32 protein-coding genes are annotated in these 25,683 nt (G+C 68.3%); 16 read left to right on the top strand and 16 right to left on the bottom strand.

Annotation, left to right across the window (positions count from 1 at the left end):
• Window positions 1-126: 126 nt before the first annotated feature.
• The 8 genes from nfo to C1H66_RS13250 all read left to right on the top strand — a co-directional run bounded on the left by nfo (window position 127) and on the right by C1H66_RS13250 (window position 4,996).
• The gene (gene nfo / locus C1H66_RS13285; protein WP_102628359.1) at window positions 127-978 is read left to right on the top strand and encodes a deoxyribonuclease IV; all 852 of its coding nucleotides are present in this window, start codon (window positions 127-129) and stop codon (window positions 976-978) included.
• A gap of 44 nt (window positions 979-1,022) precedes the next feature.
• A complete protein-coding gene (locus C1H66_RS13280; protein ID WP_240618313.1) occupies window positions 1,023-1,433 on the top strand; it encodes an ArsR/SmtB family transcription factor in 411 nt (136 codons plus the stop codon).
• Window positions 1,420-2,397, top strand: coding sequence for an SRPBCC domain-containing protein (locus C1H66_RS22910; RefSeq protein ID WP_170064150.1), 978 nt, complete (start codon window positions 1,420-1,422; stop codon window positions 2,395-2,397). Before C1H66_RS13280 ends, C1H66_RS22910 begins: the two co-directional genes overlap by 14 nt.
• Window positions 2,370-2,534: a VOC family protein gene (locus C1H66_RS13270; protein ID WP_240618312.1), complete on the top strand. Its 165-nt coding sequence runs from the start codon at window positions 2,370-2,372 to the stop codon at window positions 2,532-2,534. The genes C1H66_RS22910 and C1H66_RS13270 overlap by 28 nt, the downstream gene beginning before the upstream one ends.
• Before the next feature lie 13 nt (window positions 2,535-2,547).
• Window positions 2,548-3,009 carry an SRPBCC family protein gene (locus C1H66_RS13265; protein WP_102628358.1) on the top strand — a complete coding sequence of 154 codons (462 nt, stop codon included), beginning with the start codon at window positions 2,548-2,550 and terminating at the stop codon, window positions 3,007-3,009.
• Between the two features lie 33 nt (window positions 3,010-3,042).
• Entirely contained in the window at window positions 3,043-3,753 is a 711-nt protein-coding gene (locus tag C1H66_RS13260; RefSeq protein WP_240618311.1) for a DUF899 domain-containing protein, read from the top strand.
• A gap of 105 nt (window positions 3,754-3,858) precedes the next feature.
• Window positions 3,859-4,287, top strand: a complete 429-nt coding sequence (locus C1H66_RS13255; protein WP_102628357.1) for a VOC family protein — start codon at window positions 3,859-3,861, stop codon at window positions 4,285-4,287.
• Window positions 4,288-4,306: 19 nt separating this feature from the next.
• Entirely contained in the window at window positions 4,307-4,996 is a 690-nt protein-coding gene (locus C1H66_RS13250) for an aspartate/glutamate racemase family protein (RefSeq protein WP_102628356.1), read from the top strand.
• 77 nt (window positions 4,997-5,073) lie between these two features.
• Here the strand turns inward: C1H66_RS13250 and C1H66_RS13245 are convergent, their stop codons facing one another.
• Complete coding sequence (locus C1H66_RS13245) at window positions 5,074-6,252, bottom strand: MFS transporter (protein ID WP_102628355.1); 1,179 nt, start codon at window positions 6,250-6,252, stop codon at window positions 5,074-5,076.
• Window positions 6,253-6,403: 151 nt separating this feature from the next.
• On the opposite strand from C1H66_RS13245, the gene C1H66_RS13240 reads away from it, so the two are divergent.
• Together C1H66_RS13240 and C1H66_RS13235 are read left to right on the top strand one after the other, a co-directional pair.
• Window positions 6,404-7,432, top strand: coding sequence for an AraC family transcriptional regulator (locus C1H66_RS13240; RefSeq protein WP_102628354.1), 1,029 nt, complete (start codon window positions 6,404-6,406; stop codon window positions 7,430-7,432).
• Window positions 7,398-7,958: a GrpB family protein gene (locus tag C1H66_RS13235; RefSeq protein ID WP_102628353.1), complete on the top strand. Its 561-nt coding sequence runs from the start codon at window positions 7,398-7,400 to the stop codon at window positions 7,956-7,958. The genes C1H66_RS13240 and C1H66_RS13235 overlap by 35 nt, the downstream gene beginning before the upstream one ends.
• Before the next feature lie 18 nt (window positions 7,959-7,976).
• On the opposite strand, the gene C1H66_RS13230 is transcribed toward C1H66_RS13235, so the two are convergent.
• Together C1H66_RS13230 and C1H66_RS13225 are read right to left on the bottom strand one after the other, a co-directional pair.
• A complete protein-coding gene (locus C1H66_RS13230; RefSeq protein WP_170064149.1) occupies window positions 7,977-8,339 on the bottom strand; it encodes an META domain-containing protein in 363 nt (120 codons plus the stop codon).
• Window positions 8,340-8,487: 148 nt separating this feature from the next.
• Window positions 8,488-9,045 (bottom strand): Spy/CpxP family protein refolding chaperone, encoded by a 558-nt coding sequence (locus C1H66_RS13225; RefSeq protein ID WP_205738663.1) that lies wholly within the window; start codon window positions 9,043-9,045, stop codon window positions 8,488-8,490.
• A 227-nt stretch (window positions 9,046-9,272) separates the two neighbouring features.
• Here C1H66_RS13225 and C1H66_RS13220 point away from each other — a divergent pair, with 227 nt between their 5' ends.
• Window positions 9,273-9,869, top strand: a complete 597-nt coding sequence (locus C1H66_RS13220; protein WP_102628351.1) for a Crp/Fnr family transcriptional regulator — start codon at window positions 9,273-9,275, stop codon at window positions 9,867-9,869.
• 7 nt (window positions 9,870-9,876) lie between these two features.
• On the opposite strand, the gene C1H66_RS13215 is transcribed toward C1H66_RS13220, so the two are convergent.
• Complete coding sequence (locus tag C1H66_RS13215; RefSeq protein ID WP_102628350.1) at window positions 9,877-10,197, bottom strand: DUF1330 domain-containing protein; 321 nt, start codon at window positions 10,195-10,197, stop codon at window positions 9,877-9,879.
• Window positions 10,198-10,317: 120 nt separating this feature from the next.
• Between C1H66_RS13215 and C1H66_RS13210 the strand changes: the two genes are divergently transcribed.
• Window positions 10,318-11,124: a helix-turn-helix domain-containing protein gene (locus C1H66_RS13210; protein ID WP_102628349.1), complete on the top strand. Its 807-nt coding sequence runs from the start codon at window positions 10,318-10,320 to the stop codon at window positions 11,122-11,124.
• Between the two features lie 5 nt (window positions 11,125-11,129).
• Here C1H66_RS13210 and C1H66_RS13205 read toward each other — a convergent pair whose 3' ends face one another.
• Together C1H66_RS13205 and C1H66_RS13200 are read right to left on the bottom strand one after the other, a co-directional pair.
• A complete protein-coding gene (locus C1H66_RS13205; protein WP_102628348.1) occupies window positions 11,130-11,933 on the bottom strand; it encodes an aminoglycoside adenylyltransferase family protein in 804 nt (267 codons plus the stop codon).
• 51 nt (window positions 11,934-11,984) lie between these two features.
• The gene (locus tag C1H66_RS13200) at window positions 11,985-12,863 is read right to left on the bottom strand and encodes a LysR family transcriptional regulator (protein WP_102628347.1); all 879 of its coding nucleotides are present in this window, start codon (window positions 12,861-12,863) and stop codon (window positions 11,985-11,987) included.
• A 95-nt stretch (window positions 12,864-12,958) separates the two neighbouring features.
• Here C1H66_RS13200 and C1H66_RS13195 point away from each other — a divergent pair, with 95 nt between their 5' ends.
• The gene (locus C1H66_RS13195; protein WP_102628346.1) at window positions 12,959-13,708 is read left to right on the top strand and encodes an NAD(P)H-dependent oxidoreductase; all 750 of its coding nucleotides are present in this window, start codon (window positions 12,959-12,961) and stop codon (window positions 13,706-13,708) included.
• Window positions 13,709-13,733: 25 nt separating this feature from the next.
• Here the strand turns inward: C1H66_RS13195 and C1H66_RS13190 are convergent, their stop codons facing one another.
• The 8 genes from C1H66_RS13190 to pdxR all read right to left on the bottom strand — a co-directional run bounded on the left by C1H66_RS13190 (window position 13,734) and on the right by pdxR (window position 22,548).
• Window positions 13,734-14,660 carry a beta/alpha barrel domain-containing protein gene (locus C1H66_RS13190; RefSeq protein WP_102628345.1) on the bottom strand — a complete coding sequence of 309 codons (927 nt, stop codon included), beginning with the start codon at window positions 14,658-14,660 and terminating at the stop codon, window positions 13,734-13,736.
• 34 nt (window positions 14,661-14,694) lie between these two features.
• The gene (gene serC, locus C1H66_RS13185) at window positions 14,695-15,783 is read right to left on the bottom strand and encodes a 3-phosphoserine/phosphohydroxythreonine transaminase (RefSeq protein WP_102628344.1); all 1,089 of its coding nucleotides are present in this window, start codon (window positions 15,781-15,783) and stop codon (window positions 14,695-14,697) included.
• A gap of 25 nt (window positions 15,784-15,808) precedes the next feature.
• Window positions 15,809-16,312, bottom strand: a complete 504-nt coding sequence (locus tag C1H66_RS13180; RefSeq protein WP_102628343.1) for a urate hydroxylase PuuD — start codon at window positions 16,310-16,312, stop codon at window positions 15,809-15,811.
• Window positions 16,313-16,414: 102 nt separating this feature from the next.
• Window positions 16,415-17,557, bottom strand: coding sequence for a pyrroloquinoline quinone biosynthesis protein PqqE (pqqE, locus tag C1H66_RS13175; RefSeq protein ID WP_102628342.1), 1,143 nt, complete (start codon window positions 17,555-17,557; stop codon window positions 16,415-16,417).
• A complete protein-coding gene (gene pqqD / locus C1H66_RS13170; RefSeq protein ID WP_102628409.1) occupies window positions 17,526-17,819 on the bottom strand; it encodes a pyrroloquinoline quinone biosynthesis peptide chaperone PqqD in 294 nt (97 codons plus the stop codon). Before pqqD ends, pqqE begins: the two co-directional genes overlap by 32 nt.
• Window positions 17,820-17,900: 81 nt before the next feature.
• Window positions 17,901-17,975 (bottom strand): pyrroloquinoline quinone precursor peptide PqqA, encoded by a 75-nt coding sequence (gene pqqA / locus C1H66_RS23540; protein WP_102628408.1) that lies wholly within the window; start codon window positions 17,973-17,975, stop codon window positions 17,901-17,903.
• Window positions 17,976-18,253: 278 nt separating this feature from the next.
• Window positions 18,254-20,917 (bottom strand): insulinase family protein, encoded by a 2,664-nt coding sequence (locus tag C1H66_RS13160; protein WP_170064148.1) that lies wholly within the window; start codon window positions 20,915-20,917, stop codon window positions 18,254-18,256.
• Window positions 20,918-21,027: 110 nt separating this feature from the next.
• A complete protein-coding gene (gene pdxR / locus C1H66_RS13155; RefSeq protein WP_102628340.1) occupies window positions 21,028-22,548 on the bottom strand; it encodes a MocR-like pyridoxine biosynthesis transcription factor PdxR in 1,521 nt (506 codons plus the stop codon).
• Window positions 22,549-22,630: 82 nt separating this feature from the next.
• On the opposite strand from pdxR, the gene C1H66_RS13150 reads away from it, so the two are divergent.
• From C1H66_RS13150 to C1H66_RS13140, 3 genes are read left to right on the top strand one after another with little or no spacing between them, the layout of a single operon-like run.
• The gene (locus tag C1H66_RS13150) at window positions 22,631-23,104 is read left to right on the top strand and encodes a GNAT family N-acetyltransferase (RefSeq protein ID WP_102628339.1); all 474 of its coding nucleotides are present in this window, start codon (window positions 22,631-22,633) and stop codon (window positions 23,102-23,104) included.
• Window positions 23,101-23,832: a GNAT family N-acetyltransferase gene (locus tag C1H66_RS13145; RefSeq protein WP_102628338.1), complete on the top strand. Its 732-nt coding sequence runs from the start codon at window positions 23,101-23,103 to the stop codon at window positions 23,830-23,832. Before C1H66_RS13150 ends, C1H66_RS13145 begins: the two co-directional genes overlap by 4 nt.
• A complete protein-coding gene (locus tag C1H66_RS13140; RefSeq protein ID WP_240618310.1) occupies window positions 23,829-24,431 on the top strand; it encodes an FMN-binding negative transcriptional regulator in 603 nt (200 codons plus the stop codon). The genes C1H66_RS13145 and C1H66_RS13140 overlap by 4 nt, the downstream gene beginning before the upstream one ends.
• Here C1H66_RS13140 and aroQ read toward each other — a convergent pair.
• Window positions 24,428-25,033 (bottom strand): gamma subclass chorismate mutase AroQ, encoded by a 606-nt coding sequence (gene aroQ / locus C1H66_RS13135; RefSeq protein WP_102628337.1) that lies wholly within the window; start codon window positions 25,031-25,033, stop codon window positions 24,428-24,430. The two genes, C1H66_RS13140 and aroQ, sit on opposite strands and share 4 nt — an antisense overlap.
• A 139-nt stretch (window positions 25,034-25,172) precedes the next feature.
• On the bottom strand, window positions 25,173-25,683 hold a 511-nt coding region (locus tag C1H66_RS13130), incomplete at its 5' end, for a TolC family protein (RefSeq protein WP_146010729.1).

Genomic DNA, 25,683 nt, shown 5'->3' with positions numbered 1-25,683 from the left:
CAGCATAGCGGGCCACGAGGCCACATCCCACGAGGAGGTCGATCGACATCGCCGGACGGGCTGATGGCGCCCCGCCACGGTGCTATCGTAAGCCCACCCTTGAGCCGTGATGGAAGGAAACGCCGCATGAAATATCTCGGAGCCCACGTCAGTGCCGCCGGAGGCCCCGATCAGGCCGTGCTGCGCGCCGTGGAGATCGGCGCCGACGCCTTTGCGCTGTTCACCAAGAACCAGCGCCAGTGGCACGCCAAGCCGCTGACCGACGAGGCCATCGACGCCTTCCACGCGGCCTGCCGCGAGCACGGCTTCGGCCCGGGGCAGATCCTTCCCCACGACAGCTACCTGATCAACCTCGGCCACCCGGATGCCGCCGGGCTCGAGAAGTCCCGCGCGGCCTTTCTCGACGAATTCCAGCGCTGCGAACAGCTCGGGCTCACCCTGCTCAACTTCCACCCCGGCAGCCACCTGAAGAAGATCAGCGAAAGCGAGTGCCTGACCCGCATCGCCGACTCGATCAACCATGTGCTCTCCGAGACCCGGGGCGTCACGGCGGTGATCGAGAACACCGCCGGCCAGGGCACCAACCTGGGCTGGCGCTTCGAGCACCTCGCCGAGATCATCGACCAGGTCGACGACAGGTCGCGGGTCGGGGTGTGCATCGACACCTGCCACGCCTTCGCCGCCGGCTACGACCTGCGCACGCCGGAGGCCTGTACCGCGACGCTGGACGAATTCGATGCCGTGGTCGGCTTCGAGTATCTACGCGGCATGCACCTCAACGATGCCAAGAGCGAATTCGCCAGCCGCGTCGACCGCCACCACAGCCTGGGCCAGGGCAACATCGGGCTGGACGCCTTCACCACCCTCATGCGCGACCCGCGCATCGACGACATCCCCATGGTGCTGGAGACCATCGAGCCGGCGATCTGGGCCGAGGAGATCGCCTGGTTGCGGGCCCAACAGCTCGACGCCGCCTAGGCCTCCAGGCCTGACACCCCCTTCCACGCGTAGATGACCACCCAATGCTCAACCAGACGGTTGACAAACCTTCGCCGGCGATCTATCTAAACCATATGGTTGAACAACAGACGATCGTCCTGGATCGGGTCTTCCATGCCTTGGCCGACCCGACCCGACGGGCAATGCTCAAGCGCCTCGCCTCGGGCGAGCGCAGGATCGGCGAGCTGGCCTCGCCCTTCTCGATGTCGCTCGCGGCCGCCTCCAAGCATGTGCGCGTGCTGGAACAGGCGGGATTGATCCGCCGCCGCGTGGAGGGTCGGGCCCACCTCTGCCGACTCAATCCGGACCCGCTCGCCGCGGCCGACGAATGGCTGCACTTCTACGAGCGCTTCTGGGGCCAGCGCCTCGATGCGCTGGAGGAGGCCCTGAACGCCGAGGATGGCAGCGAAGGAGATCATCATGACGGACGATAACCATATCTCGGTCAGCATCAGCCGGGATTTCGCCGCGTCCCCCGAGCGGCTCTTCGACGCCTGGCTCGACCCGGCGATGGTCAGGCACTGGTTCGCCCCCGGGCTCGGCGAGATGGTGCGCGTCGAGATCGACCCGCGCGTGGGTGGCACCTTCCGTCTCGACCAACAGCGCGGCGACGAACTCGCCCGGCACTGGGGCACCTATGTCGAGCTCGAGCGGCCCAGGCGACTGGTCTTCAGTTGGTGCGTCGACGGCGTGGATGGCGAGGATCTGGTGACGATCGATATCGCCCCCGTGGAAACGGGATCCCGTCTCACCATCACCCATCGCATGGAAGCCGACTTCGCCGAGTATGCCGATCTCACCCGGCAGGGCTGGGGCATGATGCTGGAAGGCATGGCCCGGGGCCTGGCCAGCCAGTCGCAGCACGGCCAGCTGTTCGCGCCGGACAGCATCCGCTTCGAGCGCCTGCTGCCCGGCCCCATCGAGCGGGTCTGGGCCTATCTAACCGAATCCGACAAGCGCGCCCGGTGGCTCGCCACCGGCAGCATGGCGCCTCGGCTGGGCAGCGCCTTCGCCCTGCATTTCGACCACGCCGGCCTCTCACCGCAACGGGCACCCGCACCGGATCGCCTCCGTCACTTCGAGGGTGGCTGTACCACCCAGCACGAGATTCGCCGCTTCGAGCCGCCCCATGTGCTGGTGATGACCTGGGGTGGCGGTCGCGAGGGCCCGTCCGAGGTGACCTTCGAGCTCAGCGAGGAAGGCAACCGGGTGCGGCTGGTGCTGACCCATCGCCGGCTGGGCGATGTCGATACCCTGGTCGACGTGGCCGGCGGCTGGCATACCCATCTCGCCATTCTGGTCGAGGTGCTGGAGGGCCGCACGCCGCCGCCCTTCTGGCCGTTGTTCGAACGCATGGAGGAGGAGTACCGATGGCACATCACGTCACGACGCACCTGATGTTCGATGAGACCGCCGAGAGTGGGACCGCCGAGGAGGCCAAGGTGCTGGTGCCGCCCGACGACTACGGGTTCAGCACCCGCTTCACCTGGCTCAACGACCGCTTCGGCGTATCGTGGCAGCTCAACCTGACCTGAACGGAGGCACACCATGGCGACGCTTCATCATCAGGTATGGATAGATGCACCGGTGGAGAAGGTGTACGCGGCACTGTCCAGCGCGGAAGGTCTCGGCCAGTGGTGGGCGCCTCACACCACCAGCGAGACGGATGAGGGCCTGGTGTTGTCCCACAGCCCGGGGCCGGCCCATGGCGACGTGCAGATGAAGGTCCTGGAGCGCACGCCCCACCGGCGGATCGAGTGGGAGATCATCAGCACTCACCCGGCGTCCAGTCCCGCCTCCGCCTGGACGGGCACCCGCATCGTCTTCGAACTCGCCACCCTACCCAGCCCCGGCCACTGGCTGGGCATGGACAACGCGGGCCAGCCAATGACGGTGCTGAACTTCCGGCACGCCGGCTGGAATGAAGACAGCGAGTTTCTGGGCTTCTGCAACTATGCCTGGGGGGTCACCCTGGACATGCTGAGACAGTGGTGTGAATCGAAGGATTGATCGACGACTGCCACGTCACGGGAGGAACCAGCAGTGAACGATTCCCGCACGCCCCTGCCCCCCATCGTCTCGATGGACGAGTGGCAGGCCGCATTAGAGCAACAGATCGCCAGGGAAAAGGCGCTGACCCGCGAACGCGACCGGTTGAACGCCGAGCGCCGCCGGCTGCCGATGGTCGAGGTGACGAAGGCGTACACCTTCGAGGGGCCGGCGGGCACCGCGAGTCTCCTCGACCTGTTCGAAGGGCGTCGCCAGCTGATTGTTTATCACTTCATGTTCGGCCCCGACTGGGAGGCCGGCTGCGACGGCTGCTCCTGGGTCGTCGACGCCATGAGCCATCCCGCCCACCTGCACGCCCGCGACACCTCGCTGGTGCTGGTCTCGCGCGCCCCCCTGGAACAGCTCGAGCGCTACCGGGCGCGCATGGGCTGGCGGCATTTGCCCTGGGTCTCCTCCCTGGGCAGCGACTTCAACCTCGACATGGGCGTGACGAGCCAGGACTGCTGCGCCCCGGACACCGACCGCGGCGAACGACACGGGGTCAGCGTCTTCCTGCGCGACGGCGAACGGATCTTCCGCACCTACTTCACCGGCAAACGCGGCGTCGAATACCTGGGCAGCCACTGGACCTACCTGGACCTGACCCCCTACGGTCGCCAGGAGACCTGGGAGGACTCGCCCGCGGGCTGGCCCCAGACGCCGCCGTATGCGTGGAACCGTCGCCACGACGAGTACGGGTCGTGAACGCACGCCCCGAGCACTGCCCGCGGCGACAACTTGATCTACCCTGAATGCCACCTCACCGGGGTTTGCCCGGGGATGATTTGCCACGAACGGGGGTAGCACCGCATGCAACCGCGTATCACGCTGATCACGTTGGGCGTCGACGACCTGGAGCGCGCGCTGCGCTTCTATCGCGATGGCCTCGGTCTGGAAACGCCCGGCATCGTCGGCGAGGAGTTCGAGGAAGGCGACGGTGCCGTGGCGTTCTTCGAACTGCAGGGCGGGCTGAAGCTCGGGCTCTGGCCGCGTCGCTGTATCGCCAATGACGCGAACCTGACGATGGGTGCACCGAGCGCGACCGAGTTCACCCTGGCACACAATGTCGCCTCCCGGGAAGAGGTCGATGGCGTCATGGAGCAGGCGACAAGCGCCGGCGCCACGATCACCAAGCCCGCCCACGAGACCTTCTGGGGCGGCTATGCCGGTTACTTCCAGGACCCCGACGGCCATCTGTGGGAAGTGGCCTGGAACCCTGTCTGGGAAATCGAGGAATGATGAGGAGCACGGAATCGCCATGAAGACCATTGGCCTGCTCGGCGGCATGAGCTGGGAGTCCACCGCCAGCTACTACCACGCACTCAACGAAGGCGTGAAAGCCGCCCTGGGCGGGCTGCACTCGGCGAAGCTCTGCCTGTACAGCGTGGATTTCGCCGAGATCGAACGGCTGCAGCACGCCGGCGACTGGGACGCCACCGCCGAGATCCTGAGCCGAGCCGCTCGCAGCGTGGAAGCCGGTGGCGCCGACTTCCTGTTGATCTGCACCAACACCATGCACAAGGTCGCGCCCGAGATCGAGGCGGCGATCTCCATTCCCCTGCTGCATATTGCCGACGCCACGGCACAGCGCCTGGCCGGCGACGGCATTCGTCGCGTCGGCCTGCTCGGCACCCGCTTCACCATGGAGCAGGACTTCTACAAGGGCAGAATCGCCGCCGGCTACGGCATCGACGTCATCGTGCCCAACGCGCAGGAACAGGCCCTCGTGCACCGGGTGATCTACTCCGAGCTGTGTCTCGGCCAGGTCCGCGACGCATCGCGGCAGCACTACCTCGAGATCATCGCGTCGCTGCACGCCCGCGGCGCCGAGGCGGTGATCCTGGGTTGCACGGAGATCGCGCTACTGGTGCAGCAAGCCCATACCCCGGTGCCGCTCTACGACACCACCGCCATCCATGCCGAGGAAGCCGTGCGCCTGGCCGTGTAAGCCCATTCACATGTCACTGCGCTAACGGTGATCGGTGATGGCAAGCAGGCAGGCCCGCGCCGGCGGGCCTGCGCGATTCACGCCGTGGCCAGTGGCCGCGTGCGGATGCCCATCAGGATCATCAGCGCGGCCAGCAGCAGCACGGCGCCGCTGACGGCGAACACGTTGAGGGCGCCGCCCAGGTCGAAGATGAGGCCGCCCACGGCGGCACCGGTAGCGATCGCCAGGTTGATGGCCGCCACCAGTAGGCCGCTGGCACTTTCGGCCTCGTCGGGCACCGTACGGGTGAGCCAGGTCGACCAGGCGACGGGAATGGCGCCGAAGGCCAGCCCCCACATCGCCACCAGCGCGGCATCGGTGGCCGGTGTGCTTTCCAGCACTACCAGCGCCACCCCGAGCGTACCCATCATCAGCGGCATCGCGATCATGGTCAGGCGCAGGCTGCGTTCGACCATCCAGCCGCCCAGGTAGTTACCCACGAAGTTGGCCACACCGAAGCCCAGCAGGATGGTGGCCACACCGGTCACGCCGACACCGGTCACGGTCTCGAGGAACGGGCGAATATAGGTGAAGAAGGCGAAGTGGCCGGTGAAGACCAGGGCCGCGGCCAGCATGCCCAGGCCGATTCGCGGCCGCATCAGCACGTCGAACAGGGTGCGCAGGCGCGTCTGGCCAGTCGGCGCCAGGCGCGGTAGGGTCATGAACTGCACCACCAGCGCCAGTAGCCCCAGCAGCGCTGCCATGCGGAACACGTCGCGCCAACCGAGTAGATCGCCGAAGTAGCTGCCCAGTGGTGCCGCGGCGATGGTCGCCGCGGAAACCCCGCTGAACATGATCGAAAGCCCCCGCGGCACCAGGTCCTCGGGCACCAGGCGCATCATGGTGGCGATCGACATGGTCCAGAACCCGCCCAGGGCCAGCCCCAGCAGCACGCGCCCGAGGAGCAGGATCGTCAGGTTGGGGGCAAAAGCCACCAGCAGGTTCGAGGCCACCAGCAGCATCGAGAAGCCCAGCAGGACATGGCGCCGGTCGATACGCCGGGTGACGGTGGAAATCAGCAGGCTGGTCAGCAGCGCGACCGCGGCGGTGACCGTTACCGCCTGGCCCGCCATGCCCTCGGTCACGCCCAGGTCCGCCGCCATGGGCGTGAGCAGGCTGGCGGGCAGGAATTCCGCCGTTACCAGCCCGAACACCCCGAGGGCCATCGAAACGACTGCCCCCCAAGCGGGCCTGGCCCGCTGTGCCAACTCGTTCATGCTCGTTCTCCTTTCCTAGAGAAGCGTTCGTCAGGAACGAGAAGACTAGAGGGGCCATCTCGGACGTTCTATATTAAATGCTCTTGAATGCTTGATCATTCGTCCGAATCGGATATAAGCGAAGCGATATGACGAACATGAGGAGTGTGAGATGCCAAAGCCGGAACTGGCCAGCGACCTGGTCAGCGAGCTACTGCTCGGCATGCGGCTGCGCGGTATCGCCTATCGCCGCATCCAGCTCTCGCCGCCCCTGGGGGTCGAGTTCGGCAAGGTGGAGGGCTGGGCCCAGTTCCACTTCGTGGCACGCGGCCCCGTCTACCTGCGCAGCCCAAGCGGCAGCATTCACACCCTCTCGACGGGCGATGCCCTGCTGCTGCCGCGCGGCGGCTCCCACGCCCTGCTCTCCGCGCCCGACCAGCCGGCACAGGACATCACCGCCTTCGAAAGCGCCAAGCTGTGCGAGGCGGTCAGCGCGATCCGTGCCTGCCCGCAGGGTTGCATCCTCGACGGCGCCCTGACCTTCAGCGGCTGCATGGAGTTCGACCTGGGCAGCATGCACGCCCTGGTCGCGCTGATGCCCGAGGTGCTGTACGTCGGCACCCTGCTGGAGCGGCACCCCGAGATCCTGCCCATGCTGGAGGCGATGGAACGCGAGGCGCGAACGGAACGCGCGGGCTTCGCCGCCATCCTGGCGCGGCTCGCCGACGTGGTGTCCGCCTTCATCGTGCGCGGCTGGGTGGAGTGCGGCTGCGGCGATGCGACGGGCTGGATCGAGGCCCTGCGCGACCCGCGCCTGGGCCGCGTCATCGCCGCGCTGCATCGTGACCCGGGACGGCACTGGACGGTGGCCGAACTCGCCGCGGAAATGGGCAGCTCACGCTCGGTATTCGCCGAACGCTTCCTGGCGGTAACGGGGATGACGCCGCACCGCTACATGACCGAGCTGCGCATGCGCCTGGCCGTCCAGTGGATCGGCAGGGAAAGACAGCCGATCGAGAGCGTGGCCTATCGCCTGGGCTACGGCAGCGCGGCCGCCTTCAGCCGCGCCTTCAAGCGCATCCATGGCTACCCGCCCGGCACCCTGCGCCAGCAGCGCGAAGCCAGCGCGGATGAGATCTCGAACGCCCCAGCTTCCAGGAGCCCCGATGAACGAAGCCCAGTCGCTGCAGCAGGCCATTGATGAGCCGGTGCGCCTGGTAGACTACGATCCCGCCTGGCCGACACGTTTCGACGCCGAGTGCGGCCGCCTGCTGCGGCGCTTCCCCGCCGAGCTACTCGACGTGCAACACATCGGCAGTACCGCCATTCCCGGCATGCCGGCCAAGCCCATCATCGACGTCATGGCCGGCGTTGCCTCCATGGCCGTCGCCGACGCCCTGTTCGAGCCACTGCTCGGTTTCGGCTACGTGACCTCGGTCGAGTTCAACGCCACTCTGAGCGACCGCCGCTGGTTCATGCGCCACGCCCACGGCCAGCGCACCCACCACCTGCACGTGGTGGTCTACGACGGCGACCTGTGGCGCAAGCGGCTGGCCTTTCGCGACACCCTGCGCAGCGATGCGGCGCTGGCCGTACGCTACGCCGCCCTCAAGCGCGAGCTGGCCTCCTGCCACCGGGAAGATCGCGAGGCCTACACCCGTGCCAAGGGGGATTTCGTGCGCTCGATCGTCGAGCCGGGCTGGGATCACGGCCGAGCAGTTCGATAGCGGCGAGGCCAGCGCCGCTCAGTAGAGATGCACCGCCTCGAAGTGCGCCACGGCGGCACCGGCCTCGTCCTTGAGGGTCAGCGCCTGGCCTTCGACCTGCCAGCTCGCTGCCGCTTCCAACGCCGTGAGGAAGGCCTGCTCGGTCTCGGCTCCCTCCGGGCAGGCCATGCGCGTGGTGGCCAAGGGGCCGAAACGGAGGGAGTCGTTCTCCAACCGGTAGCTGCCCGCCAGGCGATTGCAACCGGTGGAGCCCGCCACGCGGCTCTCCTCGGCGTGCAGCACGAAATGCGCCTCGCGCTGGTTGTCCACCGCCTCGGCCGCGACATCGCCGACTCGGGTCAGCTTCCAGTAGGTGTTCTCCAGTGGCTCATCATGCGTCATCGGACTCTCCATGCCGGCACAGCCCGCCAGGACGATGGCCAACGATCCCAACAAGGTGGCGAAACGCCTTTTCATGTCTCATTCCCTCGACAAGCGATGTTCGCCCCCCTAACGCGACGGGCTCCATGCGCCGTTATTGACTGACTAATTATTTCGTGAAACCGCTCCGCGAGTCATGGTCCCGGCCATAACCACGGAGGTGGCTGTAGCGCGCGACCTGCGCTGCGGTGAGTACCTGCTTCATCTCGAGGTGGTAGGTCAGGTGTGTGGCGCGTAGTTCTCCCCGGAGGCGAGCGGCTTCGGTGGTCGCCCGCATGACGGATTGCGGCTCCGCCCGGCCATCGGCAAACAGCGCCTCGAGCGCACGCTCGCTGTCGATGAGGCGCTCGCCCAGCCTCACGGCCTCGGCCTGCATCTCCGCGAACAGCGCCTCGGTCCGGCGTCGCTGCGCCGGGGTCAGCTCCAGTCCCTCGGCCAGCTCCAGGACATGGCTGGGGCCGGGATAGCCGTTGAGTTCCGCCGGCAAGGCAAACGACATGCCCCGCCCGACGCGCAAGTCGTCGAGCTGTGCGTCCGTCAGCGCCCCGAGCTCCTGCCGCTGCCTGCCCGCGTAGGGCGAATGCTCCCCGGGGGCGTGGCTCGGCGCCTCGGCGCTTGCCTGCATCGTCAACGACAGGAACAGGAGTGTTGCAACTGCGATCTTCATACTGGGGTCCCCTTGGATTGCCGTTACGACTACGCTTTGTCTGAAAACTGCCTGCGCTCGTCCATACGGCGTTAAAAATCGGCTCAAAGACCTCATTTACAGCTCGTAAACTCCGTCCTTTCGTCGATTTTTGCCTTGTCTGATCATCGCTCGCCGATTTTTCAGACAAAGCTTAGACTGACCTCGCGGCGCCCCACTTCATATGATTGCGATCATACGGACACTCCATGACGACCATCGCCGAGATTCTCGAGGCGCTCGTGGCACGCCCCGGCACCAGCCGGACGCTGGAGGCCGGCGAGACCCTCTTTCGCGCCGGTGACCGGGTCACGGCGCTTTACGTCATCGTCGCCGGACGCTTGCGCCTGGTGCGGCCGGGCAGTGCCGGTGCCGAGGTGACCCTTCATCGCGCCGCCGCGGGGGAGGCCTTTGCCGAGCCGTCACTGTTCGCCGAACGCTATCACTGCGATGCCGTCGCCGAGACGGCGACCCGGGTGCGGGCCTATCCGAAAGGCGCGATTCTCGCCGCCCTCGGCACCAGGCCCGAGCACGCCTTGCGCTTCACCCGCCACCTCGCCGGCCAGGTGCAGGCCGCCCGCTCGCGTGCCGAGATCCTCAGCCTGCACACCGCGGCCGACCGGGTCCTGGCCTACCTTCGCCTGCATCTGCCGAGCGGCAGCGATGTCCTCGATATCGACCAGAGTTGGAAGCAGCTGGCATCGGAGCTCGGCCTGACCCACGAAGCCCTCTACCGCACCCTCGCGCGGCTCGAGCGGGAAGGCCGCATCCAGCGCAGCGGAAGACGGGTCAGCCTGATGCGATAGGCCCTCGTCAGCCCAGGATATCGATGCCCCGGTGCCCTTCCGGCACGCCCTCCACCAGGATGACATCGCCCACGGCGTTGGCGGTGCGCAGCGGCAGGATGCGCCGGTAGGCCTCGGAGCGATACCAGGCCCGGGCCTGTTCCAGGTCGGGAAAGCCGAGCATGATCGTATCGCCCTGCCAGCGCCCCTCCAGCACCTGGGTGGTGCCGCCGTGGATCAGATAGCGGCCGCCGTAGGGGGCCAGGGTGGCATCGATCTCTTCCAGGTACTCGACGATCTCGGGTCCCATGGTGACGTCCTGCAGGCGGGCGATGGCGTAGGCGGTCATGGCGATGCTCCTGTGATGAGGTGTGATGAGCTGTCACGGGTAGCTTCGCCCGGCGTGTGCGGCCTGGCGATTACCCGCGAGGTAATAGCCAGCCATATCGCTCGGCGCTAATCTGGGCCCATGACCACGACCTCCCCCACCCCCGGGCAGCTGTTGAAGATGTGGCGCCAGCGGCGACGACTGAGCCAGCTCGCGCTCGCCGCCGACGCCGACATCTCCCAGCGCCATCTGAGCTTCGTCGAATCCGGGCGCGCCGTGCCGAGCCGGGAGATGCTGCTGCGCCTGGCGGAGCAGTTGAACGTTCCCCTGCGCGAACGCAACCGGCTGCTGCTCGCCGCCGGCTTCGCCCCGGCCTACGGCGATCGCGGCATCGACGCGCCGGAGCTCGAGACGGTGCGCGGCGTGATCGAGCGGCTGTTGGCGAGCCATGCCCCCTACCCGGCGCTGGCCGTCGACCGCCACTGGCACCTGCTGATGGCCAACCGCCCGCTCGAGCGGTTGCTCGTCGGCATCGAGCCCGCGCGGCTGAAGCCGCCGGTCAACGTGCTGCGGCTCACCCTGCATCCCCGGGGGCTTGCGTCGCGCATCCGCAACTTCCGCGAATGGCGCGCCCATATTCTCGAACGCCTGGCTCGCCAGGCCGATAGCGCCGCCGATCCGGCCCTTGTCGACCTCGCCGAGGAGCTCAAGGGCTACCCGGTACCGGTCGGGTCACGCCCCCACCTGGCCGCCGCCCGCACGCCTCATGCCGGCATCGTCGTGCCGCTGGAGCTGGCCCTGCCGGATGGCCGCGTGCTGTCGCTGCTGAGCACCACCACGGTATTCGGCACCCCGCTCGACATCACCCTGGAGGAACTCGCCGTCGAGTCGTTCTTCCCGGCGGACGCGGCCACCCAGGAAGCGCTGCAGCAGTTGGACGATACCTAGCCGCATCACCTGCCTGGGGCGTCACCGCACTGCTCGATGGCGTGCCGCAGGAAGGCCGCCAGCGCTTCCACCTGCGGCATGCGCTGCGTCCAGTCGTCGCCGCCCCCGTCGAGATACGCATGCCGCGCCAGCGCCATCGCGGCCCGGTGCTCCGGCGGCAGGCGCTCCAGGGCCCAGGCGGCGGCAACGTCCTTGGGAGCGATCTCCCCCGTTTCGAGGGTCATCCACATCCGCGCCAAAGTCAGCAGCACGTTGCGCTCATCGCCCTGCAAGCCGGCGATCAGGCCAGGCAGCGAGTCGACGATGGCGCGCCGCAGGTCCATCTCCGGAATCGGCGCGATCAGTTCCGCGAGTTCGGGCCCTTGCAGGGCGAGGCTGCTCTGCCTGGCGGTGGCCAGCACGACCGCCAGGTCGGGGTCGGTTGCGGCGGGGGGAATGCGGCCCTGTTCGAACGCCTCCCGCAGCCATTCGCCATAGACCAGCTCGCTCCTCGGCGGGTAGTGCCAGGGCACCAGCCCCTGCCGGCAGAGCAGCGTCACTTCCAGCGGCCGGGGCGAGCCGTCGTCCGCGGGGCTGCCGGAGACCGTCATCAGCGCCTCGACCAGACGCCGTCGCACCTGCTCGGCGGGTGGCTGGCTGACGATCGCCAGCACGTCCACGTCGCTATTGGGGCGCAGGCCGCCCCTGAGCGCCGAACCGAACAGGTAGACGCCGACGACGGTGTCGCCCAGTTCGCGACCGATGATGTCGAACGCGGCCTCGGCTTCCTTCGGTAGTAGCTGCCCGGTCGTTCTGGATGTGGGCGTCATCATGACCTCCGCATTTTCTCATATCAGCAGGATTGACCAGTACGGGTCGGCTCAATCGGTCGTCGCGATCCCCAGTCTCCCGCTACCGATCAACGCCTCGGCGACGAAGGCCAGGAAGGCGCGGATACGCGCCACCCGACGCAGGTCGGGGTGAGTCAGCAGCCACAGCTCGGTGGCGAGTTCCGGGATCGGCTCGCCGAGGCGGGTCAGGGCCGGCTCGGCGTCGGCCAGGTAGCAGGGCAGCACGGCGCGACCCAGGCCGTCGCGGGCGGCGGCCAGCATGCCGAGCAGGGTGTCGACGCGGTAGCGGCAGTGGGCGTCGGCCCCGTTGTCGGCCATCCAGGCCTCCAGCGGCGCATAGCCCAGGTGGCGATCCGGCCCGACCCAGGCGGCGGCGTCCCCTGCCCCGCCGCCCCGGGCATAGATCGCCTGGTCAATGCTGCCGACCCGCCGCCCCACCAGGTGCTCGGGCGGCGACGACGAGGGCCGCACCGCCACGTCGGCGTCGCGCTGGGAGAGATTGAACAGCGCATTGGAGACCGCCACCTCGAGCACGATCCCGGGATGGGCGCGCCGGAAGTCGGCCAGGATCGGCGACAGCAGCCCCATCAGCAGCGTGTCGGTGGTGGTCACCCGAATCACGCCGGAGAGCCGCAGGTCGCGCCCCACCAGGCGCCGTTCGGCACGCAGGACCTCGGCTTCCACCCGCGAGGCCGTCGCCGCGAGTTCCTCCCCCGCCGCGGTGGGCGAATAGCCCGTCCGTGCCCGCTCGAACAGCCTGACCCCCAGGCGCCGCTCGATGGCGTTGAGGCGCCGGAACAGCGTGGCGTGGCTGGCGCCCAGTCGCCGCCCCGCCCCCGACAGCGTTCCCGCCTCGGTGATCGCCAGCACCACGCGCAGGTCGTCCCAGTGCAACGCTTGTTCATTCATGCAAGGTTCATTGTCATTCTTGGGGAATATCGGTTCGTCAGCGTACAGCATAGCCTGCAGGGACACACCGTACGCTTTCCTACCGGAGACCCGTCATGCATGCCCTGATCGTGTTCTGCCACCCCGAGCCCCGCTCGTTCAACGGTGCCCTGAAGGACGTGGCGGTGGAGGCTCTCGAGCGCCGCGGCCACAGCGTCGAGGTCTCGGACCTCTACGCCGAGGGGTTCGACCCCGTCGAGCACCCGGCACACTTCGCCGAGCGCGCCGAGCCGGAGACGTTCCTGCCACTGACCGAGCAGCGCCACGCCTTCAACGCCGGCACCCTGCCCGACGACGTGCGGCGTGAGATCGCCCGGCTGGAGCGTGCCGACCTGGTGATCCTGCAGTTTCCCCTCTGGTGGCACGGCCTGCCGGCGATGCTCAAGGGCTGGTTCGACCGGGTCTGTGTCTATGGCGGGGTCTACTCCGGGAGCATGCGCTACGACCTCGGGCGCTTTCGTGGCAAGCGTGCGATCTGCTCGGTGACCACCGGCTCGCCGGCGCCGGCCTTCACGCGTCACGGCCGCGGCGGCGACATGGCGACCCTGATGTGGCCCATGCACTGCTCGCTCTACTACCTGGGCATGAGCGTGCTGGCGCCACAGGCCACCTACGGCGTGCAGGGCGGCGGGCTCAGCTACCAGGCGGAAGCGGACTTCCGCGCCCACCTCGAGGCCGCGAAGGCGCACTGGGCCCGGCGGCTGGCCACCCTCGAGGAGGCCAGCCCGATTCCCTTCAGCGGCTGGGACGACTGGGACGAGCACGGCGTGCTCAGGGACGAGCATCCGGCCCGGTGGCGCCCCTGAGCGGCACCCTCGCACAGGCTCCCGGTCAGGAGCCCCGGGCTCCCGCTCGCTGAATGGCGAGGGCGACCCGGGGTCCCTCGTAGACCAGGGCGTCGTGGAGCTGCACCAGGGTGGCACCGGCACGCAGCCGCCCGGCGACATGCTGGGCCGAGCCGATGCCCCCCACCGCGATGATCGGCAGGCGCCCCGAGAGCGCGGCGGCGAGCCGCTCGATCCGATCGCAGGCCCGGCGTTGCCGTTCCGGCCCCTGCCAGTCGGCATAGCGCTGCGGCGTGGCCGGCGGGCCGCCATCGAGCGCCGCGATCAGCGCATCGAAGCGCAGCGCCGCCAAGCGGGCCACGACCTCGGGAAGCTCGCCGGCCTCGAGCGGCAGCCTGACTTTCACGGCCAGGGGCACGTAGCGGCCGGACACCGCGGTCAAGGCCCGCTGCTCCCGCTTCAGGGCCACCAGGAGCGCCTCCAGTATCTCCCTCCGGGTCGGGTGCAGCAGTTCCGCCGCCTGGGGGCTGCACAGGTTGATGGCGATATAGTCGGCCTGGCCCCACACCGCTCGCAGGCCGACGAGATAGTCATGCTGGGCATAGGGCGGCGCTGTCTCGGGACTCATCCCGATATTGACGCCCAGGATGGTGCCGGTGGCGCCGCGCGCCGGTTCGCTGGCCACATAGGCTGCCGCGTCCCGCGGGGTGAGCGTGCCGACTTCGATGCAGCCGAATCCCAGGGCACCCGCGTGCCGGCCCAGCCGTCCGCGCTTGTCGAAGCCGGCGGCGATGCCGAGCGGGTTCGGAAAGGCCAGCCCCATGGCCTTCACCGGGGCGAAGGTTGCCGGAGGCGTCTCCCGTCCGGTCCAGCGCCACGGGGCCCGGGCGCCCAGCCTGGCCCGGACAAGGGCGAGCCGGCGGCCAAGCGGGGGCCTGCGGTGCATCAAGGCGGTCATAAGGTAGCGGAACATGGGGCACCCCGGGAGCGGCGGCCAGGCCCGGCGATCAGGCGTGCCGGGCGGCGAACGCCCGCATGAAGGCGATCAGCGCGTCGACACCCGCGTCGGGCATGGCATTGTAGAGGCTGGCGCGCAGCCCCCCGACGGCCGGATGGCCGTGCAGGTTCAGCAACCCCTGCTGCCGGGCCTGCTGCAGGAACTCGGTCGTCAGCGAGGCGTCGGCCAGGTGAAAACAGGCGTTCATGGCCGACCTGTCCGCCGCGCGTTGATGGCAGGCGTACAGGTCGCTGCCGTCGATGGCAGCGTACAGCCTGTCGCTCTTGCGCCGATTGCGCTCGGCGATGGCGCCCAGTCCGCCCTGGCGCTTCAGCCAGCGAAACACCAGGCCGGCGATGTAGACCGCATAGGTCAATGGCGTGTTGAACCGCCCCCCGCTTTCGGCCTGAACCCGGTAGCTGAAGGCGGAGGGGGTTTCCGGCCGCGCCGGCCGAATCAGGTCGTCACGGATGATGACGATGGTCAGCCCGGCGGGGCCGATGTTCTTCTGCGCGCCGGCATAGATGACCCCGAAGCGCTCGACGGCGATGGGACGCGACAGGAAGTCGGACGTCATGTCGGCGACCAGCGGCACCCTGCCGGTATCCGGCAGCCAGTGGTACGCCAGGCCATCGGCCGTTTCGTTGCTGGTGATATGGCAATAGCCCGCCCCGGGGTTCGGCCGCCAGGCGGCCTGAGCGGGAATCCGGCGATAGTCGTGGGTCGCCCCGCTGGCGGCGACGTTGATCCGCGCGTAGCGGCTGCCCTCCGCGATCGCCTTGCGCGACCAGTGCCCCGTGTCGACATAGTCCGCCGTGGCCCCGGGCGGCAGCAGGTTCATCGGCAGCAGTGAGAATTGCGCCGAGGCGCCACCCTGCAGGAACAGGATGCGGTAGCCGGCAGGCACGCCGAGCAGCTCGCGCAGGTCCCGCTGCGCCTGCTGCATGATGGCCTGGAACGCCTCGCCGGTGAAGGGCATCTCCATGACCGACATGCCGCTTTGCCGCCAGTCCAGCAGCTCCTCCCGGGCCTGCTGCAGGACCTCACGGGGCATGATGCCGGGGCCTGCGGCGAAGTTGTAAACGGGTGAGGAGATCATTCGCTTGCCTCCCGCGCGCCGGCGCTCAGAAGAGATGCAAGCCATGCCCGCTGGCCGCCATGAAGAACAGTAACGGAATCGACAGGATCGTATTGGTGCGTGACGAAAGGAAGGTGATTCGTGAACAGCGCACCCGCTCCTCCATCGGCGCCGGCACGAAGCCCAGCACCTTCTGCTGGTGGGGCCAGAGCACCAGCCACAGGTTGAGCAGCATCAGGGTGCCGATCCAGGCCCCCATGCCGATGACCGCATGGGGCCCCTCGAGCAGCAGGGCGTCGCCCAGCCAGCCCCGATACCAGAGCATGCCCATGCCGGACCCCCAGACCACGAGGGAGGCGTAGCGAAAGGTGCCATGCTCGCGCTGCATCCGCGCTTCCAGCGCGGCGGTGCGCGCCTCTTCGCTCGCCTCGCCGTTGAGCGGCGTGAAGGTGGGGTGCTTCACCACATTGGCGTAGTTGTGACCGATCCAGACGAGCGCGAAGAGGAGATGCGCCCAGCGGAACACGAAGTCGAGCAGTGCGAGGGTCATGGCATGCAGGCCCCTAGATCAGTGTCCGGACGATCAGATAGAGCACGGCGGTCAGGGCCATCCCGGCGGTCAGGGTCCCCCCGAGGGAGTCGTGCGGCAGTTTCATGTCACGTTTCTCCCCGGGTGATGGCCGCCCTGGCGGGCGATCAATGAGTCCTCATGCTTTTTCGGGATCTCCGACTGAACGATGGCCTGCTGGATGAGATGGTGGTGGGGCGACTTGCTGCAGGCGGGGTCCGCATTGGCGGCGTCTCCCGTCAACAACAGGGCCTGACAGCGGCAGCCGCCGAAGTCCTGCTCCCTCTCGTCACAGCTTCGGCAGGGCTCCTTCATCCACTCGTTGCCGCGGAATTTCTGGAAAGTGGGAGACTCCCGCCACAGCCACTCGAGGCTGTGTTCCCTGACATTGGGGAACTCAAGGGTGTCGATGGTACGGGCCTGGGAACAGGGCAGGGCCGCGCCATCCGGCGCGATGGTCAGGTGAATGGAGCCCCAGCCGTTCATGCACGCCTTGGGGCGACCTTCGTAATAGTCGGGAATGACGAAGAAGATGGTCAGCGAGTCGCCCAGGCGCGCACGGGCCTTGTTCACTTCCGCTTCCGCCCACTCCAGCTCCTCTCGAGTGGGCAGCAGCCGATCCCGGTTGAGCAGCGCCCAGTTGTAGTACTGCACGTTGGCCAGCTCCAGGTACTCCACGCCCAGTTCGCTGGCCAGCTCGATGATGTCCGGTACCTGGGCGATATTGTGGCGAGAGATGGGGACGTTCAACACCATGGGAAAACCGTGTGCCTTGATCTCCTTGGCGATCGCCAGCTTCCTGTCGAAACTCTCCACCCCCGCCAGCATGTTCGCCGTGGCGCGGTCGCTGGACTGGAAGCCCAGCTGGATGTGCTTGAGCCCTGCCTCCTTGAGCGCCGCCAGTCTCCTTGCGGTGAGTCCGATCCCCGAGGTGATCAGGTTGGTGTAATACCCCAGGTCATTGGCTTCGCCGACCAGCTCCTCGAGGTCCTTGCGCAGGGTGGGTTCGCCGCCGGAGAAGCCGATCTGCATGGCCCCCATCTGGCGGGCGTCGCGTATCACCCTTTTCCACTCCTCGGTGCTCAGTTCATTCTCGCGATAACGGTCGAAATCCACCGGGTTGCTGCAGAACACACACTGCAGAGGGCATTGGTAGGTGAGCTCGAGCAGCACCCAGATAGGCTTGCCATCACCATCAAGACGCAACGCGGATCCAGCCTTTGGCATGGGATACCTCCAGGAACTTGATGACGCCTTCGGCGATGGCATCGCGATCGGCACGGTAGAGTGCATTGAGTTCGTCGATGAGCTCGGCGACGGTGGACTCGCCATTGCAGTGCTTCAGGATGGTGCCGCCCGTATCATTCAGCTTGACGATGCCCTCGGGGTAGAGGAGCACATGGGCGTCCTGGGACGCTTCCCAGCGAAAGAGAAAGGTAGGACTGATGACGTAGCTGTCGCTCAAGCGGACCCGGTGGTGCGTTGTCATGCCCTGCTCCTCGGTGATATGCATGAGAACCAGCCGGGAATGGCCAGGGGCCATTCCCGGCGGCTCATTCAGTGGATATCGTCAGCGCACATAGACATAGGCGGTGACCTCGAAGCCCAGACGCAGATCACAGAATTCCGGATCGACCCATTGCATGAAAACCTCCTGATCACTTGGCTCGTTGTTGTTGCAACCGATGGCGTTGCCTTGCCAAGGCTAGAGAGGTAAAACAAATGCATGTATAGAACCTTGGAAGTAGAACCGACCTCCCTTTGTCGCAACTTCTCATCCTTTCACTGGGCAAACAGCTCGCTATTTTCCAGCAGTTGACCACGGTCAAATCCGCTCGATAACATTCGACCCAGGCGAATTTCCACGCCTATGCCGACGCTGGCCGCGCCTCCGCCAACAACAGCGCCGAGCCCCCTCCGGGGTCAGGTATGCAGCCAGACCCAGGGAGAGGGCAGCAGCTGGGCCTGGTAGAACCGCTGCAGCTCCTCGAGGGTCAGGTCGGCGACGGCCTGCAGCAGCTGCCGGGGCCGCTGGAAATCGGCGTCGCCCGTGGCCAGGTCGGCCCAGCACTGCGCCGCCTGCTGGGTGGGCTGGCGCTGCTGCGCCTGCAGGGTCTGCAGCAGGCCGTCGCGGTAGTGGGCGAAGCGCTCGGGGTCGAGCGTGGGGAGGGGGGCGTCGGGCGCCGTCAGGAAGTAGCGTATCTGCTCCTGCAGCTCGTCCACCGAGAGCGACGGCGACTGCACCAGCAGGATCAGTCCCGGCCGGTCGTGCAGGGGCAGGTAGCGGGCCAGCACCACATAGCCGAGCTGTCGTTCGATGCGCAGGCGGTGAAAGAAGGGGTCGTGGAGCAGCGCGGCCAGCAGACGGTAGCGAGCCTCCTGCAGCGGCGAGGCATCGGGCCCCGGCAGGTACAGGGCTACCGCGCTGTCGGGGTGGCTCGCCTCGAGCCGATAGTGGCAGGCCTGGCCCGCCTGCAGCGGCACGATCGGCGGCCGGCGGCGTTCCACCGCCGGCCGGTCGCCGGTCAGCAGGCGCGCTTCCAGCACGTCGGCCAGCCGCTGTGCCTGGGCCCCATCCAGCGGCCCCGCCATCAGGCAGTCGATCCCCAGCGAGTGCAGCAGCGCGTGCCGAAACGTCTGCAACCGCTCCCGTCGCATCGTGGCCAGTTCGGCCAGGCGCTCCTCGTCGCCGAAGCCATGGCCCAGCCGTGCCTCGGGCAGCTGCAGCAGGCGACGAAACGCAGGGTCGTGCTGCCGCTGGTACCAGCGCGCCTGCAGTCCCTGCCGGGCCTGGTCGAAGCGCGCCGCGGTGATCCGGGTTCGGGTCAGGCAGCTCGCCAGCCGTTGCAGCAGCCTGTCGAGCTGCTCGGGAACGCCGCCGGCCCTCAGCGTGATGCCCTGGTGATGGCGGCTCAGCGCCACCTCCAGGCCGGCGGCCCGTGCCTGCTGCCACTCGGCGGCCAGCTCCCGTTCCAGCCAGGCGATCAGCAGTTCCGTCAGGACGGTGGCGCTCAAGGTGTGCGTGGGGCAAGCAGCCACCAGGTTCAGGTAGAGCGTGGTGTGCCCGCCCGGGGCCCGGGCGAGCGGCTGATACCAGACCCGGCTCTGTCCGCTGTCGCGCAGCAGGCGGGGCACGGGGGCACTCGCCTCCCCCGGCTTGGCATCGGGCATCGCCATGATGAAGGGATTGGGGGGCGGCAGCGTGAAATCGAGCGCCCCGTCCCATCGGGCGGCCCCGGGATCGGGCGCCGCCGCGATCCGGTAGGGCGTCGGGAACCAAGGGCTCGTGCGGTCACCCCGCACCGCAGGATCAATCGTCAGCGCCAGCAGGTTGTCCGGGGTCAGGCGGGCCAGGCAAGCGCGGATCACCCGGGGCTGGAACTCATCCAGCCGGTAGGGGCCGCGCAGCGCTTCCGCGACGGGATAACGGTGGAGCTGGTCGGCCAGCGACTTGACGAACTCCAGGGTGGACGTCGTCGCCGCGAGCCGGAAGCGCTGGTCGGCCAGCGCCTGTCGCTCCCGGTGGCGCCAATCGGCGATGCCGTCCGCCTCGATGCGCTGCAGGCAGGCGAACACCGCCGCCGTGATGACCGCGGTGTGGCCCATGCCGTCGGGGGTGAGGCGCAATCGGATCTGGAACAGGGCCTGGGGCCGGGTATCCAGCAGCACCGAGCCGTCGATATCCGTGAGCCACCCCCGCTCCATGAGCTGGCCGTACAGGCTGCCGGGGCCGCGGAACGCGAGCAGCTGCCCGAGGTACTCCCAGGGTTGCAGGTAATCGTCGGGCCGCAGGGCGGGCACCGGAAAGCACAGGCGCAGCTCATGGCAGCGATGCGTCGGCTGCAGCGCCAGGCTCAGGGGGAGGCTCCCCGGCGGCAGCAGGGGCGGATGGGCCGCCGGCGCCGCTCTCGTCCCGCACGGGATATCGGCGAAACAGCGACGCACCTGCCGCTCCAGGGTGTCCAGCGACGCCGCCCCGACGACCGCCAGCCGCAGGTTGGTGGCCGTGTAATGGCGCTCCCGGAAGGCCATCAGGGCCCGACGCAGCGACTCGGGGGCCGCCCCCAGGGTGTCCCGGTTGCCGGCCAGGAAGCGGCTGGCGGGATGCGCCGGATCGAGCACCTGCTTGATGACACCCAGGATGCGCTGCTCGTCGTCCTGTCGCCGTGCCCGGTACTCCGCGTCGATCACCTCACGCTCCTGCACGATGGCCGACTCGGTCAGGCGCGGGGCGATGAAGAACTGGGCGAACCGATCCAGGGCGCCGTCCAGCCGGGCGGGGGGGATCTCGAAGAAGTAGCGGGTCTGAGCGAGCTCCGTCGTGGCGTTGTAGCGCCCGCCGTGCCCCTGGACATAGGCCGGAAAATCCTCCGGCGCCGGGTACCGTTCCGTGCCCAGGAACAGCATGTGCTCCAGCAGGTGGGCCAGCCCCGCGCAATCGGGCGGTTCATCGCCGCTGCCGGCGCCGACGCTCATGGCGGCCCCCGCCTGGTCGGCGGCGGGATCGCAGAGCAGCAGGACCCGGAGCCCGTTCGGCAGGGTGAGCGATCGGCACCGGCGACGGTCGCCGGGAGGCGTATGAATCATCGGGGCGGTTCCGGGCGATGGGGAACGGGCGACAGGCGCTCGGCCGGCGCTGTCGCTACCGTCAACGGTACCACACCCCGGGGAGCGCTCGAACAGGGGAAGGAGACCGTTCAGGGGCAGGATCGCTCGCTGGTGACCGCTGCCCATTCGCGCGCCAGCCAGCTTCCGGCACGCTCGATCTCGTCTTCATGTGCTCCGGCATAGCCCAGCACCAGGCCGGGGCGCCCCGGCCGGCGCAGGTAATAGCGCGACAGCGGCGAGAGCGTGACGCCCTGCCCGGCGGCCCTGGCGACCAGGGTCCGCTCGGTTTCCTCATCGTCGAGCCAGGCCACCAGGTGCATGCCGGCCTGGCCCCCGGAAAGCCTCAGGCCACGCGCCACCGCCGGCGCCAGGGCCTCGCGCAGCCGTGCCTGTCGCCGGCGATAACAGTCACGCATGCGCCGCACATGGCGCGAGAAGTGCCCCTGGGCGATGAACTCGGCCAGCGCCGCCTGCACCGGATACTGCCCCTCGCGATGCAGGCGCGCATTGGCCCGTCGGAACGGCACCACCAAGGGATCGGGCAGCACCAGGTAGCCCAGCCGCAGCCCCGGATAGAGCACCTTGCTGAAGGTCCCGACATAGATCACCCGGGCCCCGTCGACCAGCCCCTGCAAGGCGGCGATGGGCCGCTGACCGTAGCGGAACTCGCTGTCGTAGTCGTCCTCGACGATCCAGGCGCGATGACGCTCGGCGACCTCGAGCAGCGCCAGACGCCGCGCCAGGCTCATCGTGACGCCGCTGGGATATTGATGAGAGGGCGTGACATGGATCAGCCGGGGCGAGGCGCCTCCGACGGGCACCCCTGGAACGCTCATGCCCTCGGCATCCACCGGCACCGGCTCCACGTCGAAACCGGCGGCACTGAAGCAGGCCTGGGCCCCGTGGTAGCCGGGTTCCTCGACCCACGCCCGGTCGCCGACATCGCCGAGCATCCGCGCCAGCAGCTCGAACCCCTGCTGGGCCCCCTGCACGATCAGGATCTGCTCGGGGCGACAACGCACCGAGCGCGACAGCCGCAGATAGTCGCACAGCGCCTCGCGCAGCGCCGGTACGCCGCCCTGGGCCTGGTAATCCAGCCATTGGGTGGGCGTCGCATGCAGATGGCGCCGCAACAGCCGTTGCCAGAGCGCATGGGGAAAGCGATCGAGCGCCGGCACGCCGGGCGCGAAGGCGCCGAAGCGGTCGTCCAGGCTGGCGCAGAAGTCGAGCAGGCGCACGCCACGCGACGACAGCTCGGCCTCGTCCACCGCGGTCCGATCAGGCAGTGGACGCGTCTCGCCGGACTGGCTGGCCATGGATTCGAACGCCACATCCGCCACGAAGGTGCCGGCACCGGGTCGGCTCTCCAGGAAGCCTTCGGCGATCAACTGGTCGATGGCCGCCAGCACGGTGTTGCGGCCCAGGCTCAATTCACGCGCCAGGCGGCGCGAGGACGGCAGCCGCTGGCCGCTGGCCAGGCGCCCTTCCCGTATCCAGGCACGCAAGGCACGGTATAGCCGTTGTGCCAGCGGCGCCGAGGCCGGGCTGGCCAGTTCGAGCCCCAGCGCCTCGCTTACCCAGTCCGCTTCGTCACCGACAACCGGTCCCATGATTTTCCCCGGAATTGGTTCTTATCGAGGAACCAATATGCCGCCAGACTGACCGGGTGTCACCCCGCAGGAGGACCTTCCCATGTCGGTGCGTCATGCCAAGCTGCGCGATATCGAAGCCCTCGGTGAGCTGCTCGACGGCTACCGGGTGTTCTACGACCAACCTTCGGACCCGGCCGGTGCCCGGAACTTCCTGGCGCACCGCCTGGGCCTGGGCGATGCCCACCTGCTGGTCGACGAAGGCGAGGACGGCGAGTTGCTCGGCTTCGTGCAGCTCTACCCGCTGTTTTCCACCGTGCGCCTGGCTCCGCTATGGTTGCTCAACGACCTCTTCGTCGCACCCCGGGCGCGCCAGCGCGGTATCGGCCGAGCGCTGATGAACGCCGCCCGCGACCTGGCCCTGGCCAACGGCGTCAGGCACCTGAAGCTGGCCACCCAGATAGAGAACCGGGTCGCCCAGGGGTTGTACGAGTCGCTGGGCTGGCGGCGCGATACGGTGTTCCATCACTATGCGCTGACGGTGGACGACCGGGTCCTCGAGGAGAGCTGTCCATGACGGAGATGAACACCTACGGCCAGCCGGTGGGCCACCCGGTAGCGGGCTGGCGAGGCGCCGCCTTTCCCGACCCCGAGCCCATGACGGGGCGCCTGGTACGGGTCGAGCCGCTGGACGTCGACCGTCACGCCAACGACCTGCATGCGGCATTTCTTGCCCCGAGCACTACGCCCGGCGAGGGCCTGGAGGAGCGCTGGACCTATCTGGGCGGTCGCCCCTTCGACAACATCGCCCAATACCGCGACTGGCTGGGCGGGCGAGCGGCCAGCCGCGACCCGAGCTTCCATGCCATCGTCGAGAATGCCAGCGGCGAGGCGCTGGGCATGGCCGCCTACCTGCGCATCGAGCCCGAAGAGGGCTCCATCGAAGTCGGCCACCTGCACTTCACGCCACGCCTCAAGCGGTCTCCGGCCGCCACCGAGGCGATGGTACTGATGATGCGTCGCGCCTTCGCGCTCGGCTACCGGCGCTACGAATGGAAGTGCGACGCGCTCAACGCCCCCTCGCGGCGCGCCGCCGAGCGCCTGGGCTTTCGCTTCGAAGGCGTCTTTCGTCAACACCGCGTGGTGGCTGGCCGCAATCGCGATACCGCCTGGTTCTCGATCCTCGACGGCGAATGGCCCGCGCTGGAGAGCGCCTTCACGCGCTGGCTGTCGCCGGACAACTTCGATGACCGAGGGCATCAGCGCACGGCGCTTTCCCCCCTGACCCAGGAGGCTCTGGCATGATGCACATTCCATCCTCCATGCAGATGCCCCTGGAGCAGGCCCACGCTCTTATCGAAGCGTTCAGTTTTGGTGTGCTCGTCAGCGATGGCCTGCAGGCCACGCACCTGCCCTTTCTTCTGGAGCGCGATGAAGGCGAGTACGGCGCGCTATACGGCCACTTCGCCAGGGCCAATCCCCATTGGCGGGACCGGGACGGCCAGAAGGTGCTGACGATCTTCAACGGCCCTCATGCCTATATCTCTCCCACCTGGTATGCCGGGAAACCGGCGGTGCCCACCTGGAACTATGCCGTCGTACACGTCGAGGGCACGCTCGAACTGCTCGATTCCTCCACCACGAACGACATCCTCGACAGGACGCTGGCCAAGTACGAACCCGAGCTGCTCGCTGATCCCGACACCTTGAGCGATGCCCTGCGCGACAGGCTACTTCCCGCTATCGTCGGCATCCGGATCCGTATCGACGCGATCCATGGCAAGGCCAAGCTCGGCCGGCACCGATCGCCGGAGGATCAGGCCGGCGTTGACGCCGGGTTACGCCATAGCGACGACCCGCAAGCCCGGCAGCTGTGGCGTTATATGCAGACCATTCCGACTTAGCGCGCCATGCGCTCCATCAGCGGTGCCAGTGCCACGGCGCGCGGCTCGCCATCGAAGTCGTCCTGGACCAGCACCCGGGCCCGCGTCTCCAGGTAACGGCCCGCGCCCTCGACCCGGGCGATCCGCTGCATGTCACCCAGGGCGTCGATGAGCTGCGGCGTCAGGCGATCGAGCACCGGCCTGACCTCCTCGGCCAGATCCGGCGGGCTGGCGAATGGTCCCCGTCCCTCCTGCACCCACCGAAGATGAAGCCGGCGCTGGATCTGCTTGCTGGCGTCGAACTGCTTCTCGAAGAACTCCCGGGCGAAGGCGTCATCGACCCCAGCCTCGGCCGCCTCCGCGGCGACCCGGTCGAGGATCTGCGCCTCGCGTTCCGGGGCCTCTATCGCCGCGCCGGAGTTCCATTTCGATCTCGCCACGACGGGTGCGACGTCGAGCCGTTCATCGATCAGTTGCAACATGCGGTCGATGGCCACCTTGTCCTCATCCGCGGGCTCCGGGGGTTGCATCTGGCAACCGGCGAGAAGGATCAGGGCGGCCAGCGCGAAGACAGGAAGGAGCCAGGGCAGCGAAAGCGTCTTGCCTGTGCGGTAACGGGGCATCGGGGCAACTCCATTGCGAGTGGATTCAGAGCCATTGTGGCAAGAAATCACCGAACCGGCCTCCTGCCGGCCGGGGGCTCCCGGGCGTCTCCCGCCGGCCGACTGTCGTAGCGCAGACTCGGCCGCCGGCGGTCGCGCCTCAGAGCGAGGCGCTCTCGACGCTTATCCTCCTGCCCTCCGGGACGTCGTCCCAGCCGCCCGCCAACGCCTTGTAGAGCCCGACCAGGGCCGTGGCGGAACGGGTATGGCTGCGCGCCAGGCTGTCCTCGGCCTCGAGCCGCGAGCGCTCGGTGTCGATGACCTCCAGGAAGTCGATGACCCCCACCTCGAAGCGCACCCGGGCCTGGCGCGCCGCCTCGGCGCTGGCCTCGGCGGCGTCGACCAGGTGCTCGCGCTCGCGCAGCGCCTGGGCATAGCGGGCGAGCGCGGTCTCGGTTTCCTCCAGCGCCACCAGGACCGTCTGCTCGTAACGGGCCAGGTCGGCGTCGGCGTCGGCATCGGCGGCCGCCATCCGGGCGCGCACCCGCCCCGTATCGAGGAACGACCAGTCGATGCCGAGCGCGATCAGCCGCGTCTCGCTGTCGCGAGCGAACAGGTCACCGGTACTGGCCGCCTGGGTGCCCAGCAGCCCGCCGAGGGTGAAGCGCGGA

The sequence above is a fragment of the Halomonas heilongjiangensis genome (genome assembly GCF_002879645.1).
Lineage (GTDB): Bacteria > Pseudomonadota > Gammaproteobacteria > Pseudomonadales > Halomonadaceae > Halomonas > Halomonas heilongjiangensis.
The sequence above is the reverse complement of the archived record's forward strand: the minus strand, read 5'-3'. Positions and strand labels throughout refer to the sequence as shown.